Origin of the sequence: Abyssibacter profundi (assembly GCF_003151135.1) — a bacterium.
In the GTDB taxonomy this organism is placed as follows: Bacteria; Pseudomonadota; Gammaproteobacteria; order Nevskiales; family OUC007; genus Abyssibacter; species Abyssibacter profundi.
The window spans coordinates 33888-49470 of the sequence record NZ_QEQK01000013.1; the positions used below are offsets into that span (position 1 = coordinate 33888).

12 protein-coding genes are annotated in these 15583 nt (G+C 61.6%); 8 read left to right on the top strand and 4 right to left on the bottom strand.

What is annotated here, in order from left to right:
• Window positions 1-25 precede the first annotated feature (25 nt).
• Window positions 26-2440 (top strand): DNA topoisomerase (ATP-hydrolyzing) subunit B, encoded by a 2415-nt coding sequence (gene gyrB, locus DEH80_RS13915; RefSeq protein ID WP_109721117.1) that lies wholly within the window; start codon window positions 26-28, stop codon window positions 2438-2440.
• A gap of 103 nt (window positions 2441-2543) precedes the next feature.
• Here gyrB and ald read toward each other — a convergent pair whose 3' ends face one another.
• Window positions 2544-3668, bottom strand: coding sequence for an alanine dehydrogenase (gene ald / locus DEH80_RS13920; protein ID WP_109721118.1), 1125 nt, complete (start codon window positions 3666-3668; stop codon window positions 2544-2546).
• 100 nt (window positions 3669-3768) lie between these two features.
• Here ald and DEH80_RS13925 point away from each other — a divergent pair, with 100 nt between their 5' ends.
• The 7 genes from DEH80_RS13925 to DEH80_RS13955 all read left to right on the top strand — a co-directional run bounded on the left by DEH80_RS13925 (window position 3769) and on the right by DEH80_RS13955 (window position 13151).
• Window positions 3769-5517 (top strand): autotransporter assembly complex protein TamA, encoded by a 1749-nt coding sequence (locus DEH80_RS13925; protein ID WP_109721119.1) that lies wholly within the window; start codon window positions 3769-3771, stop codon window positions 5515-5517.
• Window positions 5517-9491, top strand: a complete 3975-nt coding sequence (locus tag DEH80_RS13930) for a translocation/assembly module TamB domain-containing protein (protein ID WP_109721120.1) — start codon at window positions 5517-5519, stop codon at window positions 9489-9491. Before DEH80_RS13925 ends, DEH80_RS13930 begins: the two co-directional genes overlap by 1 nt.
• Before the next feature lie 75 nt (window positions 9492-9566).
• Window positions 9567-10466 carry a TIGR01777 family oxidoreductase gene (locus DEH80_RS13935; protein WP_109721121.1) on the top strand — a complete coding sequence of 300 codons (900 nt, stop codon included), beginning with the start codon at window positions 9567-9569 and terminating at the stop codon, window positions 10464-10466.
• A gap of 57 nt (window positions 10467-10523) precedes the next feature.
• Window positions 10524-11834, top strand: a complete 1311-nt coding sequence (locus DEH80_RS13940) for a S41 family peptidase (protein WP_109721122.1) — start codon at window positions 10524-10526, stop codon at window positions 11832-11834.
• A 156-nt stretch (window positions 11835-11990) separates the two neighbouring features.
• Window positions 11991-12212 (top strand): AbrB/MazE/SpoVT family DNA-binding domain-containing protein, encoded by a 222-nt coding sequence (locus DEH80_RS13945; RefSeq protein ID WP_109721123.1) that lies wholly within the window; start codon window positions 11991-11993, stop codon window positions 12210-12212.
• Complete coding sequence (locus DEH80_RS13950; protein ID WP_109721124.1) at window positions 12209-12643, top strand: type II toxin-antitoxin system VapC family toxin; 435 nt, start codon at window positions 12209-12211, stop codon at window positions 12641-12643. Before DEH80_RS13945 ends, DEH80_RS13950 begins: the two co-directional genes overlap by 4 nt.
• A 112-nt stretch (window positions 12644-12755) precedes the next feature.
• Window positions 12756-13151 (top strand): VOC family protein, encoded by a 396-nt coding sequence (locus tag DEH80_RS13955; protein ID WP_109721125.1) that lies wholly within the window; start codon window positions 12756-12758, stop codon window positions 13149-13151.
• 21 nt (window positions 13152-13172) lie between these two features.
• Here DEH80_RS13955 and DEH80_RS13960 read toward each other — a convergent pair whose 3' ends face one another.
• The 3 genes from DEH80_RS13960 to DEH80_RS17755 are packed head-to-tail and all read right to left on the bottom strand — an operon-like array spanning window position 13173 to window position 15560.
• Window positions 13173-13877: a DUF3429 domain-containing protein gene (locus tag DEH80_RS13960; RefSeq protein WP_109721126.1), complete on the bottom strand. Its 705-nt coding sequence runs from the start codon at window positions 13875-13877 to the stop codon at window positions 13173-13175.
• Entirely contained in the window at window positions 13877-15400 is a 1524-nt protein-coding gene (locus DEH80_RS13965) for a cryptochrome/photolyase family protein (RefSeq protein ID WP_109721127.1), read from the bottom strand. Before DEH80_RS13965 ends, DEH80_RS13960 begins: the two co-directional genes overlap by 1 nt.
• Window positions 15393-15560, bottom strand: a complete 168-nt coding sequence (locus DEH80_RS17755) for a DUF2256 domain-containing protein (protein WP_330408669.1) — start codon at window positions 15558-15560, stop codon at window positions 15393-15395. The genes DEH80_RS13965 and DEH80_RS17755 overlap by 8 nt, the downstream gene beginning before the upstream one ends.
• Between the last annotated feature and the right edge of the window lie 23 nt (window positions 15561-15583).

Consider the following 15583-nt stretch of genomic DNA (forward strand, 5'->3'; position numbering starts at 1 on the left):
GACGTAGGCAACGAAAGACCCTCCGATGACCGACACTGAACCCAAGAATTACGACTCCTCCAGTATTCGCGTGCTGAAGGGGCTGGAAGCCGTACGCAAGCGGCCCGGCATGTACATTGGCGATACGGACGACGGCACAGGCTTGCACCATATGGTGTTCGAGGTCGTCGATAACTCCATCGACGAAGCATTGGCCGGGCATTGCTCTGAAGTCACCGTCACCATTCACGCTGACCAAAGCGTCTCCGTGTCGGATGATGGCCGCGGCATCCCCGTCGACATCCATGAAGAAGAAGGCCGACCGGCCGCCGAGATCATCATGACCGTGCTGCATGCAGGCGGTAAGTTTGATGACAACGCCTACAAGGTGTCGGGCGGTCTGCATGGGGTTGGCGTTTCCGTGGTGAACGCGCTGTCCAAGAAGTTGGAGCTGACGATTCACCGCGATGGTCACATCCATCGGCAAACCTATTCTATGGGCGAGCCGCTAGAGGACCTCGCTGTTATCGGGAACACGGACGTCACCGGAACCACGCTGCGATTTCACCCCAGCGAAGAGATCTTCAAGAACATCGAATTCCATTACGACATCCTGGCCAAGCGGCTACGCGAACTGTCGTTCCTGAATTCCGGTGTCCGGATCCGGCTGACGGAAGAGGCCACCGGGCGTGAAGATGTCTTCGAGTACAAGGGCGGTATTCGCGCGTTTGTTGAGCATCTCAATCGCAACAAGACGCCGCTGCACGAGGTGGTTTGTCACTTTGAAGGTGAAAAGGACGGGATCGTCACCGAAGTGGCCTTGCAGTGGAATGACTCCTTTCAGGAGAACGTCTTTTGCTACACGAACAATATTCCCCAGCGGGATGGCGGGACGCATCTCGCCGGCTTTCGCGCCGCGCTGACCCGTACCTTGAACGGGTATATCGAAGCCGAGGGGCTGGCCAAGCGGGAGAAGGTGGCGACCTCCGGTGATGATGCGCGCGAAGGGTTGACCGCGGTGATCTCCGTGAAGGTGCCTGATCCAAAGTTCTCTTCGCAGACCAAGGAAAAGTTGGTCTCGTCGGAGGTTAAGGGCGCAGTGGAATCGGCCATGGCCGAGCACCTCAACACCTTCTTGCTGGAGAACCCCCGGGATGCCAAGGCCGTGGCCCAGAAGATTGTTGAGGCTGCACGGGCCCGCGAGGCTGCTCGCAAAGCAAGGGAAATGACGCGTCGTAAAGGTGCGCTTGATGTGGCCGGTTTGCCTGGCAAGCTGGCGGATTGCCAGGAAAAGGATCCCTCCAAATGCGAGCTGTTCCTGGTCGAGGGCGATTCGGCCGGTGGCTCTGCCAAGCAGGGGCGTGATCGTCGGTTCCAGGCCATTCTTCCACTAAAGGGCAAGATCCTGAACGTGGAGAAGGCGCGTTTCGACAAGATGCTGTCTTCCGCAGAGGTTGGCACGCTCATTACCGCCCTGGGTTGCGGGATCGGGCGCGACGAATTCGATCCCGAAAAACTGCGATACGAACGCATCATCATCATGACCGATGCCGACGTGGATGGATCGCATATTCGGACGCTGTTGTTAACGTTTTTCTACCGCCAGATGTATGTGCTGGTGGAGGGTGGACACATTTATATTGCCCAGCCGCCCCTGTACAAGGTGAAGGCTGGCAAGCAGGAAACCTACGTCAAGGACGATGCGGAGCTGAACGCCTACCTGCTGAACTCCGCGCTCAATGGCGCAGAACTGCGGGTGGGCCCTGATGCCCCGCCGATTCACCCCAGTGAGTTGGAAATCCTGTCCCGGGATCACCTGGCAGGACGTGCACTGGTGGACCGGCTCGCCAGGCGCTATGAACGCGCGGCGCTGGAAGCCATGATGCGGCTGCCTCGACTGTCCGCGGCAGACTTGGAGAATGCAGACGCTTCAGATGCCTGGGCCGCGTCTATGCAGGCCATCCTGGATGAGTTCGAGAACAGCGAACATCGCTATACGGCGAAGTTTGTTCGCGACGGTCGGGCGTATCTGGAAGTCGTGCGCTACAGCCACGGTGTCCCGCATGCCTGCCAGTGGCTGGCCGAGTTCTTTGCATCGCCAGAGTACGAAGAGCTATGCCAGCTGGGTGAGCGATTCCAGGGCCTGGTCGGTAGCGGTGCGACCGTTACCCGCGGCCAGCAGTCGACCGAGGTCAGTGACTTCAGCGAGGCGCTGAACTGGTTGATGAAGGAAGCCCGTCGCGGACTGCATATCCAGCGGTACAAGGGTCTCGGTGAGATGAATCCTGATCAGCTGTGGGAGACCACGATGGACCCCGAGACGCGTCGACTCATGCAGGTTCGCATTGAGGACGTGGTTGCGTCTGATGAAATTTTCACCACACTCATGGGTGATCATGTCGAGCCAAGGCGCGAATTCATCGAACACAACGCGCTGCTGGTTGGCAATCTAGACGTTTAGCAGGGGTTTCCCCGCAGAATGAAAGAAGCCGCCCCTTCGGGCGGCTTTTTCTTTTATATCAACAACTTACGATGCCAGCATCAGCCGGGATACTTGCGGTTGATCAAGCGGCCTGCGACAACACCTCATCGGCAGGCACATAGTTGTAGTCCAGCGCCTCGGCTACAGCCTGACAAGTAATTTTGCCGCGGTGAACATTTAAACCGTTGCGCAGGTGGCGATCCGTTTGTAATGCCTGCTTGTAACCCTGGTTGGCGAGCTTGAGAACAAACGGCAAGGTGGCGTTCGTCAACGCAAAGGTTGATGTCCGGGCGACTGCGCCGGGCATGTTGGCGACGCAGTAATGCACCACGTCATCGACCACATAGGTCGGGTTATCGTGCGTGGTGGCTTTCGAGGTTTCCGTGCAGCCACCCTGATCAATGGCTACATCCACGATGACCGCCCGTGAACGCATCAAACCGAGCATGTCCCGCGTGATGATCTTAGGTGCTGCCGCGCCGGGCAGCAGCACTGCGCCGATCACGAGATCTGCATTCCGTATGCTGTGCTCCAGAGCATCTGCCGTTGAAAACAGCGTTGTCATGCGACCTTGGAACAACTCGTCCAACTCCCGCAGCCGTGGCAGGGAGCGGTCGATGATATTGACATCAGCGCCCAGCCCCACGGCCATGCGCGCGGCGCTGTAACCGACCACGCCGCCACCGATGATGCAAACATTGGCCGGCGCGACGCCGGGCACGCCTCCAATCAGGGTGCCATTACCGCCCTGCGCCCGCTCCAAGGCATGTGCACCCGCCTGGATGGACATGCGGCCGGCCACTTCACTCATCGGCCGTAGCAAGGGTAAGCCGCCGTGGTCGTCCGTGACGGTTTCGTAAGCGATTGCGGTACAACCTGAGGCTACCAGCAACTCGGTTTGAGTCGGGTCCGGGGCCAGGTGCAAGTAGGTAAACAGAACCTGTCCATCTCGTAGCTTTCGGCATTCGTCAGGTTGTGGCTCCTTGACCTTGACGATCATCTCGGCCTGTTGGAAGACCGAATCGGCGTCGGCCAGAATGACTGCACCTGCCTGCTCGTAGGCTTCGTCACTCAAACCAATGCCGTCGCCGGCCATGGTTTCGACCACCACCTCATGACCGCGGCTGGTCAGTTCACGCACGCCCGAAGGCGTCAGACCGACGCGATATTCACGGGCTTTGATTTCCTTGGGTACACCGATTTTCATGAACAACCCCAGACGGAGAAAGGGCGACGGCCCGTATAATGACTAAGCCTTGGCAAACAATCATGGAACTTGTCCGAGGAACGGACGACCAAGGTCAGGCATGCCTGCAAACGCTACCCGTTATTGTAAACCGTTCATCGCCGCAGGCCTGATCCTGGCTGGCTTCTGTGCGTCGGCTGCAACGGTTTCAGTCCAACTGGAAGGTGTGCAGGAAAATGCCATACGCAACAACATAAACGGCTTTCTCGGCATCAGAAAGCTCGAAAACGACGACAAGACGCGCGCTCGCGCCATCCGTCGGCTGCATCGTCGCGCCGAATCCGATATTCGCGATGCGCTGAGGCCTTTCGGCTATTACAACCCGGTGATCCGATCCGAACTGGTCCCCACCGATCAGGGCTACCAGGCGACCTATACGGTCGACGTGGGACCGCTGACTACGCTCCGTGACATCCGTATCGAAATTTCGGGTCCGGGTTCTCGGGAGCAAGCGCTACGCAACGTCGTACAGGCCAGCGAGATCAAGGCGGATGCGCCGTTGCGACACGACCTTTACCGGTCGACCAAGGCCGCCATTCGTGACAAGGCTTACGAACTGGGTTACCTGGATGCGCAGTATCAAACGGCGCGCTTGGCGGTGGATCCGGCGATTAACCGTGCCGATGTTGCTCTGATCCTGAGCAGCGGAAACGCCTACGAATTTGGCGAGATCAAGATCAACCAGGACATCTTGGACCCCGATTTTCTGACGCGCTACGTCAAGGTGGCGCCTGGCGAACGCTTCGATCCGTCGCGTTTGGTGAACCTGCAACTGGATCTGGCCGACCTGGGCTATTTCAACCAGGTCCAAGTCGATGCCAACAAGGACAATGCCGTCAACCATCGGATTCCCGTGGTGATCGAGACGGTGCCCAGGCCGTCCGAGCGTTATGAAGCCGGTGTGGGTTATGGAACGGACACGGGGGCCCGCCTGACAGCCGGGGCGGAATGGCGACGCCTGAACCGTCGTGGGCACCAGCTGGACCTGTCGTTTCAGGTCTCCGAAGTGATCAACACGCTGACGACGCAGTATCTCGTGCCCGTTGGCAATGTGCCGGGTGAATCCCTGACATTTTCGGCCGGTGTCGAAGACGAGCGGCTGGAGGATGGCGACCGTAGAACCCTGCGCCTAGAGGCGGCTCGCAACTGGCAGCTGGGCGACTGGAAACGACGCTATTACCTGCAGTTCGTGCGCGAAGATTTTCAACTGTCCGATCAGCAAACTTTTAGCGTGCTCTTCACCCCAGGCGTGAGTTTCAGCAGGACGGAGCTGTCCGACCCCGTGTTTGCCCGCAGCGGGTGGAGTGCCTTTTTTGATGTCCATGGCGCCGAACGAACCCTGCTGTCGGATACCAACTTTATTCAGTCGCGTTTACGGCTCCAAGGCGTATTGCCCGTGTTGAGCCGTGGTCGCTTGTTGCTACGCAGCGAAGTGGGCGGAAGCTGGACCGATGAGTTCTCCCGCCTGCCGGCATCGGAACGGTTTTTTGCGGGCGGTGACAACAGCGTCAGAGGTTATGCCTACGAATCCCTTGGTCCGACGGACGACGAAGGCCGGGTCATCGGGGGCGAGTTTCTGCTCACCGGGTCTGTTGAATACGAACACCTGATTCGCGGCAACATGGGCGCGGCCATCTTCGTCGACGCCGGTAACGCCGACGATGACGGGTTTCCTGAGCCTGTCTATGGTGCAGGTGTGGGTTTTCGGTATCGGTCTCCCGTAGGCGTGATCCGCATCGACGTAGCCCATCCATTCGATGACCCCGACCGGGCGGCGCGCCTGCACATCGGCGTGAGGGCAGGACTTTGATGCGCCGGGTGATCAGGACCTTGGGTTGGCTGCCCGCCACGTTGGCCGGCCTGTTGGCCCTTACTTTGCTCTTCTTGTTCACCACGGAAGCGGGGCTGGCATCGCTTTGGTCGTTGCTCCGGGATCGCCTACCCGAAGGCGTGTCGGTCCAGCGCGTCGAAGGTCGCCTCATCGGCCCGCTGGAGCTGCACGGCGTAGACATTGACCAACCCGGTCTGCAAATGACGGCGGATCGCTTGGTCCTGGATTGGCGGCCCAGCCGCCTCACAGTGGCCAAGGTTCAGATTGCACAGCTCGGGGCCGAGGGTGTGGATATCGAACTGCGTGGCCCCGCGCCGCCGCCAGCGGCGGATCCGGACACTGCCTTGTCGCTGGATTTTCGCGCCCCGATTACGCTGGTCATCGAAGACGCCTTCATCGAGAACTTCACGCTCCGGTCCAGCCCAGGTGCGGAACCGCTGGTGATCAATGCGGCGACGATGGCAGGTGTCTGGGATCGCGGTTCGCTGGAGATCTCGGAATTGACGGTCCGGTCGCCTTTGACGGGTCATCTCCAGGCCCAGGCCTTTGCCCTGCTGGAACACAATGCGGTGCGCATCCAGACCCTGAATCTGGCATCACCGGATAGCGATCTGTCCACACAGCTGCAAGGCCAAATTCGGCAAACCCTGGGGCGTCTCAACCTTGACCTCGAAGGCCAGTGGAACGCGTTGCGTTGGCCGTTGACCAGCCAGCCGCAAGTCCGCTCGCCCAGCGGCCGCTTTCACGTGGAAGGTCACCTGGCGGCCTTAGAAGCATCACTCAAGGCCGATCTGCTCTCTCGGGGGCGTCCGGCCACGCTCCAGGCCCAGGCAACGGTCCAACGGGAGCAAATCGATGCCCGTATCGCCTGGGACACGCTGGCGTGGCCATTGGAGGCGGCCCTCGGTGATGTCCAGCTGCGCTTACAATCCGGAGCCATCACGGCCAAGGGGCCGGTCGACGCGGTGCGACTACAGGCCCAGACCGCCGTGCTTCCGGCTGAATTCAAACCCGTGGAGCTGCGGCTAAACGGCGTGGGTAACCCGCAGGGCTTGACCCTGGATGCGTTGCGGCTGGATACGGCGGGTAGCGAGACCCGAATCACCGGTCGTGTCAGCTGGCAGCCAACATTGTCCGCCCGTTTGAACATCTCCGGTCGGAATTTTGACCCGTCCAACCTCTCCCCGACCTTGGCTGACTGGCCTGGCGATATGGTTGCCGAGGGTGCGATTCGGCTGGAACGCGAAGGCGAGCAAATCCAGATCACCATCCCGGACCTGCGGGTCGAGGGGCAGCTTAGAGATCAGCCGCTTGCCGTCGCCCTCAAGGGTCAGCTGTCGCCCGAACGTGTGCAGCTAGAGCGATTGCAGATCAAGGCACTAGGCGGTGAAATCGCTGGTCAGGCCCGACTGGCCCTTGCCCAGCAACTCGAAGGCCAGGCGCAGCTGCGCCTGGACCAGCTCGATCCGGCGGTGCTGCTGCCGCAGTGGCCAGGGTCGGTGAATGGGCAGGTCCAGGTCGAACTGGCCGGCACCCGCCAGACGCCAGTGGTCCGTGTGCCCCGTCTCCAACTCTCGGGTGAACTAAGGGAGCGCCCCGTCGACCTTGCCGGACGGCTTCAGTATGTCGAGGAGGGTCTGCGTATCGAAGAACTGACGCTGGAGTCCGGCCCATCGGAGCTTTCGCTTCAGGGTCGTGCCAGTGCTCAGCAACTCGACCTGCAATGGCGCATCTCCAGCCCGGACCTGGCAGATTTTTATCCAGGCGTCACCGGACGATTGCTCGGAAACGGCCAACTGTCGGGTCCGACTCAAACACCACGTGTTCAAGGCGAGCTGCGCGGCGAGGCCCTGGGTTATCGGGAATTTGCCGTGGCCGGTCTCGATGTGGCCGCGGATATTGACCTGGCCGACGGTGAACGCATGGATGTGGATTTGCGGATGGCCGATGCACAAATCGCTGCCACTGGCATTCGCAGCCTGATCATCGACGCCAGTGGCGAAGCCGAGGCCATGGTTCTCAAACTGGAAACACAGACCACTGAAGGCGTGTTGAAGATGAGACTGGCCGGAGCGGTAGATCTGCAAGCGCCCGGTTGGGAAGGCCAGCTCACCGAGTTGGAGCTTGATCCGGTTGATTTTCCGGCCTGGAGGCTGGAGTCGGAGGCGTATCTGGATGTCGGCGCTACGGACTGGTCGGTGGCCGACCTCTGCCTAGCGGCTGCCTCGGGCCCCATTCGCCGCTCGGCCACGACACAGCAGACCGCCGCACCGCAATCCACCCGGCGCAGTCAGCTTTGCCTGGAGGCGGCTGCAACGGATGGCGCCATCAAGGCCAGTACCACCATCGACTACTTCGATCTGGCCTACATCACCCCCTTGTTACCCCCGGCCACACGCCTGAGCGGTGCGGTGCAGGGCGAGGCCGCGTATCAGCGCGACGCCGGGCGGGAGCAGCTCAACGCAGACCTCAAGACCTCGGCCATCGAACTCATCGGTACCCGGGGTCCCGACGATCCGCTGGACATTGCGTTTGCGCCGGGTGGTCTGACGATTCGCAATGAGAACGGGGCGACTCGCGCGCAGCTCAGCCTGCCGCTGGAGGACGATACGGCGGCCGGCCTGCAACTGGACGCCCGTCTCCAGGGCGAAGGCATGCTGATCGACCGCCCGCTGGACGGCCAGTTGCGCGTCGAGCTGAGCAACCTGGACTTCGTGGCCCTGCTCGTTGATGCGCTCACCGATGTCACCGGTCGCCTGAGCGCCGATCTACAGCTCACCGGGGCGCTGAATGCACCGGACATCAATGGCCGCCTGGAGCTGGCCGATGCAGCGGCGTCGATTGATGCCGCCGGGATCGACTTGCGCGAGGTTCAAGTGCTGGTGACCGGCGACCCGAGCCAGGCTTTGACGATCGAAGCCCAGGCGAAATCAGGGGATGGCCAGGTGCGCGCCAACGCCCGCGCACAGCTGGGCGAACGACGACGCATCCAGGCGCAGGTCAGCGGGGAGCGATTCCTGGCGTACAACACCGAAGACGCCCGTGTCCTGGTCACGCCGGACCTGCAGTTTGAGCTAGAAGACCGTCAGGCCACACTAGAGGGTGCCGTGCGGGTCCCCTCGGCCCGTATCACGCCGCAGAAGCGTGATTCGGACACCCTGGTTCGCGCCAGCGATGATGAAGTCATCATCGGGCCCCGCGCGCGCGGGGCAGCTGAAGAGCCCATCCAACTGACGGCGACGGTTGATCTAATCCTAGGCGATGACGTGCGCTTCGAGGGCTTTGGCCTAACCTCGCGCATTGAAGGCCAGATCACGGCACGCGACCGAGCCGGTAATCAAACGACGGCGACCGGCGAACTGCGCCTGGTGGACGGCGCGTACAAGGCCTACGGCCAGAACCTCGATATCCGCCGCGGCCGCTTGATCTTCGCCGGCGGGCCGATCACGGAGCCCGGTTTGGATGTAAAGGCATCCCGCTACCCCACGGAAGACATCGAGGTGGGTGTGCGCGTGCGCGGCCCGTTGAACCGGCCGGAATTCGAACTGTACTCAGACCCGACTATGGCGCAGCAGGAGCAGCTGTCGTACCTGGTCTTGGGTCGGTCGCTGGATCGCCGCTCGGGCGCCTCGGGCACCGAGCAGGCGGCACTGGCCAACGCCGCACTCGCCCTGGGGCTCCGGGGGGGCAGTTTCCTGGCGGACACCCTGCAGGACAAGGTGGGCCTGGACGAGATCAGCATTGGCGCCCAGGCGGGCGCATCCAATGACCAGGCCTCGCTGGTGCTGGGCAAGTATCTGTCGCCCAAGCTGTACATCAGCTATGGCGTGGCCTTGTTCAAGCCAGGACAAAGCTTTCGACTGCGCTATTCGCTGTCGGACAAATGGACGCTTAAGACCGAAACCGGCAGCCAGACCGGGGGTGATCTGATCTACACCATCGAGCGCGACTAGCCGGGTGGCTGAACGCGGCGACGCGGCCTGATGGTGGCGTCGTACACTGGGTCTCCACTCGGATGGTGAACTGTCGTGCATGTTCTGATCACCGGAGGGACCGGATTCATTGGCTCGGCGCTGGTTCCCGCGTTACTCGCCGACGGTTGGTCCGTGACCGTCTTGACGCGCAACCCCGGCCAAGCGAGCCAGTCCCTGCCCGCCGCGGTCCGCTTGGTCAACACGCTGGCCGAGGTTCACCAGCCGGTCTCCGCGGTCGTGAATCTCGCAGGTGAAAATCTGGGTGAAAAACGCTGGACCGCGCGTCGCAAGCAGGCGTTTTTTGACAGCCGGGTGGGTCTGACCCAGGAGCTGGTGGCCTGGATGCGCGGGCTGGACGCCCCACCGGCCGTGCTGGTTTCGGGATCCGCGGTGGGCTATTACGGCGCGCAGGGCCATGAGACTGTCGACGAAACCACGCCGCCCCACGACGAATTCCAGCATCGGCTGTGTCGTGATTGGGAGGCCGCAGCGCAGGCCGCGGAGTCGCTGGGCCTACGCGTGGTGCGCCTGCGTATCGGCGTGGTGCTCGATGCCGGCGGAGGCGCGCTACAGGCGATGATGCCGCCATTTCGCTGGGGGCTGGGTGGTTGGCTGGGCCATGGACGCCAGTGGATGGCCTGGATTCACCGCCACGACCTGGTCAGCCTGATCCAACAGGCGCTGGCCGACCCGACCCTCCAAGGCCCGGTCAATGCGGTGGCACCCAATCCCGTGACCAATAAGCACTTTTCCAAGGCACTGGGGGCCGCGCTGCGTCGCCCGGTGTTACTGCCGGTGCCGGCCTTCATGTTGCGCTTGTTGGTGGGCGAGATGGCGCACCTACTGCTCACGGGCCAGCGCGCCGTACCGGCGGCTGCGCAGGCCGTTGGATTCGCGTTCGCCTATCCGACAGTCGAGGTGGCATTTGCCGACATCCTCGCGCGTGAACGATAGTCTGCCCCTGATAATCCACATCGGTCGCCCGATGCGCCGCGGCCTGGAGTGTTCCGAATGAAGCCACGCCTGACCTGTTTGTTGCTCGGTGCCGGTTTGCTGACGGCCTGTGGGGGCGGGGACGACTGCCAAGTGGTCAACCAGAACGCCTACGTTTACGACCAGCTACGTGACACCTACCTGTGGGCGGAATTCGTGGCCGACGGGGCCAACCCGGCGAGCTACAACAGTCCGTCTGCCCTGCTCCAAGATCTTCGGCATACCCTGGATGAAACCCGCTTTGGCAATAGCTACAGCTATGTGGCCGACAAGGCCCAGTTCAACTCCCTGCTCAACGAGGGCCAGTTCACCGGGCTCGGTGTCCGGCTGGGGTTTAGCGATGCCGACGAGCTGACGGCCCTGCTGGTCTTCTCCGACAGTCCGGCGGCCGAAGCCGGGCTGGTGCGAGGCAGCCGCATCCTGCGTATCGAAGGTCAGGTTCCCAGCTCCGATCCATCCCAGCCCAACTATTTCGACACCCTGCTGGGTGCGGATGAGGAAGGCGTGACCGTCGACATGGAGATCCAGGGTCCGGACGACGCGACCTCGCGGCAAGTCAGCGTGACCAAGGCGGTGGTCACGATTGATAGCGTCCAGGCCGCGCAGGTCCATGAGACGGTTGGTGGCACGCGTGTGGGGTATTTGCTGTTCACCAATTTCTTCACGGATCCGTCCCGAACAGCCCTGCGGGAGGCGTTTGCGGCCTTTCGTTCACAGGGGGTCGACGAACTGATTCTGGACCTGCGGTACAACGGCGGTGGCAGCGTCCGCACCTCCACCATTCTCGCCAGCCTGGTGGGTGGGGATCAGGTGTATCGCGGTAACAGCGGTGAGGTATTCACCCATGCAGCGGCCAATGACGATCATCCCGAGCTGGGCTTTGTCGAGCGCTTTTTCAACGAAGCCGAAGCCCTCGATCTGGGGCGCGTCGTGGTGGTCAGCACCGCGTCCACGGCATCGGCCAGCGAACTGGTCATCAATGGTCTGGAGCCGTTTATCAACGTCGTCGTAGTCGGCGACACCAGCTTCGGCAAACCGGTGGGACAGCATCCAATGGACTTCTGCGACAAGACGCTGGTGGCGGTCACGTTCCAGACGCTGAATGCCGATGGTCAGGGGGATTACTTCGACGGCATCACGCCGGATTGCATTGCGGGTGATGAATGGGACGAGCCGCTGGCCATTCAGGGACAGACCGGCAACGAAGCGTCGATTCAAACCGCTCTGGACTACCTGACCACCGGGCAATGTCCTGCGGGCAGCAAACAGACTGGCGTGGCCCCCGTTGCGTATACGGCCGGACTACGTGGGCTGATCGGCGCCCACTGACTTAACGTCAGGACTTTCAACCTAGGCGACCGTCGGCAGTGGGCGCATTGCGGAAGTTCACTGCGCCAACCCCATTGGCGCCGATGTCTTACCATTTGCTTGCGAGTAAAGAATCTCTTAGTCTTTACTTCTAGCCATAAAGTAAAGGGTGGCCCCGTGCCCAAGGTCAGCGCAAAGAGGCAAATTACATTGCCAATCGAGCAGTGCAGAGTTGCCGGAATTGAGCCCGGTGATGAATACCAAAGCTTCGTCGATAACGAAGGTCACATCACCATCGTGAAAAAAGTGGCCGGAGCTGCGCACGGCCTACTGAGCCACGTCAAGGGCGATTCTCGAATGAGTGACGAGGCCTCGATGAAGAGCGGAATTGGTGCGTGATTGCAGTCGATACCAATGTCCTGCTCAGGTATCTGCTTAATGACGATCCGGAACAATCGCCGCGTGCCGCCACATTATTTAGCGGTGAGAAAAAGATCTTGGTAACCGATGTCGTTCTTGTCGAGACGATCTGGACGTTGAAAGGAAAGAAGTACAAGCAAGACAGGGAAGCTATTGCACGGGTGGTTTCAGCCCTATTTGAAGAGCCCTCCGTATGCTTTGAAGACGGCCAAACGATTTGGCGTGCCCTTGTAGACTTCCGAAATGCACCAGCCGTGAGAATTTCTGGCAAGTTGAAATGGGCAGATTTCCCTGATGTTCTGATTCTCAACAAGGCTTCGAAATGTTCTGGAGATTCAGGAGATCGTCTGGACGGACTCTGCACGTTTGATCAAGCACTACTTGAATTGCCAGGCACATTGCAGCCATAAAGAAGGTCCCCTTTAGGCACATAGAGGAAGTCCGTTATTTGCACCATAGGGTTGTAACCTGCAGTCATCCAACCCTGAGACGCAGATAGCCTTTAATGCAGGGAGTGATTTGATGTTGAGCCATGTCATGCTGGGGTCGAATGACCTCGATCGGTCCAAGCGCTTCTACGACGCCGTGCTGGGGGTACTGGGCGCCGGGGAACCCATCCGCAACGTCGCGGCGAGCGGCCACGTCCGCTATTTCTACCGCCATGCCGGCAGCTCGCTCTGCCTGACCCAACCGATTAACGACGAACCGGCAACGGCGGCCAATGGCAGCACCCTGGGGTTCGCCTGTGAGTCACCCGAGCAAGTCCGCGCCTTCCACGACACGGCCGTGGAACAGGGTGGGACGTCCATTGAGCAGCCGCCGGGCCCACGGCAGGCCTCCATGGGGCCCATGTACCTGGCCTATGTGCGTGACCCGGATGGGCACAAGCTCTGCGCGATATGCCGTCTGCCAGCCTGACACGACGCTGGCCCGCGGGGTCTAGAGGGTGGGGATGGCCTCGGCCATCACGACCAGACTGACGATGACGCCGGTGGTCAGCACGGCGCGCAGTTTCAGATACCAGCCGGGCCAGCCCTTGCGGCGCTGCAGGCCGATGTCGACCAGCAGCAGCCCGGCAAACCCCGCCAGCAGCACGCAGAGGGTGGCAACCGGACCCATGAGCCAGGCCGGCCAGATGACCAACGGTGGGATCACCGACAGCACATAGCGCCATCGATTGCGCTGATCCCGGACGTTAACCGCCCCACCCCACTGGCTTCCGGCCATGAACGACAGGATCAGCACCGCGTAGGCCAAAGTGGCGTTGAAGATGTGTGGGCCGATGAGCCCCACATCCAAATGGCTACCCAGCGCACCGAGCACGAAAGGAATCAGCCCGGCCAGGCCCAGCGTCCAGGTGATTGGGTCTTCGGGCCGTAGCAGCGGGTGGTCATAGAGTTCGGGTTCCCCACCGATGCAGCGACCATGAACGAACACCATCGGTAGCTGCGACCAGCCGTGTTCGGTCTGTAGGTCGTGAAACGCCTGCCGGTGCTCGGCGCTGCCCATGCCAAGGATGAGGATACGGAAATCGGCGCCCGCCAGACCCAAGCGCTTTTCCAAGGTCCGCGTGTCCGTCAGTTTGGAGGCGATGATGACGATGGGCGTCTCGTCGATGATCCGCCCCAGTGTAGATGCGTCCATTACAGCTGCCCGTCTCGCGCCAGCTTGCGCACGGTATTGGCGCGCCGGCTGATCGCGGCGCGCTCGCCGCTGTTCTTGCGGGCGTAGTGGCGGTACTGGAACCGCATGCGCCGATGATCGGCAAAGCGGTCTTCGTGACGGGCCAGGAAATCCCAGTAAAGCGTGGTCATCGGACAGGCTTGGTCGGTCGTAGCATCCCCGGGATCATACCGGCAGCCGTCGCAGTAGTTGCTCATCCGCTTCACATACTGGCCGCTGGCCACGTAGGGCTTGCTGGCCATGCGCCCGCCGTCAGCGTGCTGGGACATGCCCAGCGTATTGGGTAGTTCCACCCATTCAACGGCGTCGACGTAAATCGCTAGATACCAGGCGTGGACCTCACGTGGGCGGACACCCAACAGCAGACCAAACAGCCCCGTGATCATCAGGCGCTGGATGTGGTGGGCGTAGCCGTAGCGCAGCGTCTGCCCGACCGCCTGCTGCATGCACTGCATTTCCGTCTGGCCGGTCCAGTACATCGGCGGCAAGGCCTCCTGCGCGTCCAGGCGGTTCTCGTCCAGCCACTGGGGCATATCGCGCCAGTAGAGGCCGCGCACATACTCACGCCACCCGAGTATCTGTCGGACAAAGCCTTCAACCGCGTTGATCGGGGCATGGCCGGATTCCCAGGCTTGAACAGCGGCATCCATCACCGACCGCGGGTCGATGAGTTTCAGGTTGAGCGCAGCCGACAGCGTGGAATGTGATAGGAACGCGGCGTCGGTCCACATGGCGTCCTGGTGGGCGCCAAAGCCGGCCAGGCGGTGTTCGACAAAATCGTCCAGTGCCTGCTGGGCTTGTGCCGGGGTCACCGGCCAGTCGAAGTCCGCCAGCTCGCCGGGGTGATCTGGCCAGCGCGCCTCGACCAGGTCGATGACGGACTGGGTGGTTGCGTCGGGGTCGAAACGCTGCCGCGGTGGCAGCTTGCCAGGCCCTCCCCGGCCAAAACTGGCGCGATTATCCTCGTCATAATTCCAACGCCCGCCGGCAGGCTCGCGATTGCGCATCAGAATACCCGTCCGCTTGCGCAGCCATCGGTAGAAATCCTCCAGCAGAAAGCGTTTACGCCCGTCGGCCCACGCTTCGAAGTCGGCCAGGGAGCAGATGAAGTGTGGATCGTCGTCGACCACCAACTCGATGCCGGCGTCGCGACAGGTCTGTTCGATGGATTGTTCCACGCGCCAGTCGCCCGGTTTGAGCAGACGGACACGTTGCGGCTGGTGCTGGGTCAGGTCCGCCGCCAGCGCGGCGGCCAGGTCTGGATGCGCGCCGAGTTCGTGATAGATCAACGGCCGGTCGAGGTCGTCGCGAAAATGGCGCATGGCCGACAGAAACAAGACCAGCCGAGCCTTATGAGACCAGACATGCGTGGCCTCATCGTCGACTTCGGCCATCCAGACCCGGTCCTGCTCGGGATCCATGTCGGCGATCAGGGCATGGGCGGGATCCAGTTGGTCGCCGAGCACGACAATGAGATCACGCATGGCGGGCGCTCGGCCTTCCGCTGCGTCGACAGCGTTCAGAGCAGTAGACAACCTGCGGCCAGTCGCGGGCCCAGCGTTTGCGCCAGGCGAACGGTCGCTGGCAGACCGGACATTGTTTTTCCGGCAGATAAGGCTTGCGGTGGACCATGGACCGTCGCATCGAGATGGCCTGTGAGCGTCGGC